This is a genomic window from Bartonella raoultii, from assembly GCF_019659805.1.
Taxonomy (GTDB): Bacteria; Pseudomonadota; Alphaproteobacteria; order Rhizobiales; family Rhizobiaceae; genus Bartonella; species Bartonella raoultii.
The window spans coordinates 1-2,345 of the sequence record NZ_JAIFRO010000020.1; the positions used below are offsets into that span (position 1 = coordinate 1).

The 2,345-nt window shown below is 34.8% G+C and carries 1 protein-coding gene; it reads left to right on the plus strand.

Annotated elements, in window-relative coordinates:
* Positions 1–691 precede the first annotated feature (691 nt).
* Positions 692–1,465, plus strand: coding sequence for a replication initiation protein (locus K3248_RS08495; RefSeq protein ID WP_208442382.1), 774 nt, complete (start codon positions 692–694; stop codon positions 1,463–1,465).
* The last annotated feature ends 880 nt before the right edge of the window (positions 1,466–2,345 follow it).

Consider the following 2,345-nt stretch of genomic DNA (forward strand, 5'->3'; position numbering starts at 1 on the left):
CGTACGGAGAGTTTGAGAGGCGGTAGCCTCTCATTCTATTGATTATGAACGAACGAAGTGAGTGCTAATTATCTTTCCAGTCGAAATCTGAATTGAGTAGATAAGATCTATTAGCGTTAATGCGTGAACCTTCTAGAATGACATTTATAGCAAGTAGTTTCATCATACTTCGGTTAAAGCTTTGTCTAGAGAGCTTCATTTCTCTTGCTAACTCTGCTTGATTGATAATTATTGGGATTTTAGAGTTTAGCAACGAAGCAAGTTTCAGAAATACCTTATAGTCCGATCCAGTTAGGTTACTTCTTGCTAATGTATCTAATGCTCTTCGTAACATTTTTTTGATATTTCTAGTTTCCTTTCAAATGAAATTTACTTCTTCATGGGTAGCAGTTTTTAGTTAAAAAATTTGCAGGTTTTCCACATGTTTTGCGTTTTTTCTTGTTTTTTCTTGTTTTTATAAGGATTTTTTTTACTTAAAATCAATGTCTTACGAGAATTAAATGCGTCTTTTTCCGAGTTTAATGCGTCTTTTTCCGAGTTTAATGCGTCTTTTTCCGAGTGTTTTCCACAAGTTGAATAAACAAAAAAACGCCATAAAAAAATATTGACGCATTTAAATAAATGCGTCATATGTTCTCTAAGGTGTAAATACTCGGAAAAAGACGCATTTACAAAAAATAGAGAGCAAAAGATGTTTATTTTTAAAAAAACTAAATATGAAATTACTAACTTGGAACGTCCTAGTGGCAACAGATGGGTCACAATGCAAAATGCATTAATTCGCGCAGGACACGGACTAACTTTATCTGAAAAAAGACTTGTGATGATGGCTGTTTCTAAAATTGATAGCGCAAAATATCATCGTTCAAATGATATACCAACAACACGTATAACAGCGGCTGAGTATGCAGAACTCGCTGACTGTGAGATGCAGACTGCTTATGAAGCACTTCAAAATGCTTCTAAAAAATTATATCAACGTTCTATTACTTTTTATGAACCAGCTTATAATCGCAAAGGTAACCCCATTTCCTCAACAGAGATTAAAATGAGATGGGTTGGACAAGTAAATTACCAAAAAAATGAAGGATGGGTCGAACTTTGTTGGTGGCCAAAATTAGTACCGTATTTAACAAACATCAAAAAGCAATTTACCAGCTATCATCTTAAACAAGTTTCAGCTCTTCGTTCTATTTATTCATGGCGTTTACTGGAATTATTAACACGCTTTCAAACTTCAGGTATCGCAAAATACACAATCGAAGATTTTTGTACTTCAATGGATTGTACAGAAAAACAACGTCAAAATTTTAATAACATTAAACGTCGTATTATCGAGCCTGCCGTCACAGAACTCACTCAAAAAGATGGATGGAAAATAGAGTGGAATCCCATAAAAACCGGTAGAAAAGTTACAACAATCGAATTTAAATTTGAAAAAGATCCGCAAGGGAAATTATTTTAATTTCTAAAGTTTAATCGTTCGTACTAGCTCAAAATTGATCAGTTTTATAGCGACCAAAGCTCATTTACACCTCATGAATGAGCTACAGAATTTGTTTTTTGATAGACGCTAGCTCAAAAAAGCGCTTAATTTTGCGCTAGCACATTTTTTCCCTTCTCATCTAAAGGGTTTCTCCCCGCCGGTGCTTCACTTGGCACCCCATAAAATCACGATATTTTAGGGGATTTCTTATGGCACTAAAATAGAAAAAAGATCGTTTTTTCGACAAGGGTTTTGAACCCAAAATTACGTTTTATTTTTAAAACGTATAATTGCGCCTTCAAAAAATCTTTGAAAAAGACATTTTTCAGGAGCGCATAAAATGCGCATTGGAAATTTTTCAAATTTGAGAGAAATGGAAAAATGCTTTCAGTAGCAAATATAGTTTTTTGTTTGTAAGCTTTTTTGAAAATGATCTTTAGGAATTAAAAATATTCTATTTAGCTTTAAAAAAGCTCTGTAAGGAGTTTTTAGTTTAGAAACGTAAAAGGGGGTAGTTTTTTTCATTAAACGCATTCTAGAGCTAAATTTGGCGCCAACAGAAGCGTTTTTCATCTAATCATGATTTCGGAGCCGCGTGAGAAGGATAAAACAATCCGTTATGTTCTGGGTCAAGGACGCCGTTAGGCGCCCCATAGGGGTTGCCTTGACCCTAAGAACATAGGATTGTTATCCTTTCGATAAACGCGGATCTGAGATCATGATTTTGGTGAGCGTACGGAGAGTTTGAGAGGCGGTAGCCTCTCATTCTATTGATTATGAACGAACGAAGTGAGTGCTAATTATCTTTCCAGTCGAAATCTGAATTGAGTAGATAAGATCTATTAGCGTTAATGCGTGA

Coding starts and splice junctions, on each gene's coding strand:
- K3248_RS08495 (WP_208442382.1), top strand. CDS start 692: ATGTTTATTTTTAAAAAAACTAAATATGAAATTACTAACTTGGAACGT.